Source organism: Luteimonas salinilitoris, assembly GCF_041300785.1.
Taxonomy (GTDB): Bacteria; Pseudomonadota; Gammaproteobacteria; order Xanthomonadales; family Xanthomonadaceae; genus Luteimonas; species Luteimonas salinilitoris.
Window position 1 is genome coordinate 1 of the sequence record NZ_JBFWIB010000060.1, and the last position, 478, is coordinate 478.

At 65.5% G+C, this 478-nt stretch carries 1 protein-coding gene; it reads left to right on the forward strand.

What is annotated here, in order from left to right:
• On the forward strand, positions 1 to 478 hold a 478-nt coding region (locus tag AB5T46_RS20435; protein ID WP_370565950.1), incomplete at both ends, for a TCP-1/cpn60 chaperonin family protein.

The window sequence follows — 478 nt, forward strand, 5'->3', positions numbered from 1 at the left end:
TGCGCGGTGTCAACGCCCTCGCCAATGCCGTCAAGGCCACCCTCGGCCCGAAGGGCCGCAACGTCGTGCTCGAGAAGAGCTTCGGCGCCCCGACCATCACCAAGGACGGCGTGTCCGTCGCCAAGGAAATCGAACTGTCCGACAAGTTCGAGAACATGGGCGCGCAGATGGTGAAGGAAGTCGCTTCCAAGACCTCCGACAACGCCGGCGACGGCACCACCACCGCCACCGTGCTGGCGCAGGCGATGATCCGCGAGGGCATGAAGGCGGTCGCCGCCGGCATGAACCCGATGGACCTCAAGCGCGGCATCGACAAGGCGGTGATCTCCGCCGTCGAGCAGCTCAAGACCATCAGCAAGCCCACCGCCGACGACAAGGCGATCGCCCAGGTCGGCACCATCTCCGCCAACTCCGACGAGTCGGTCGGCACCATCATCGCCGACGCGATGAAGAAGGTCGGCAAGGAAGGCGTGATCAC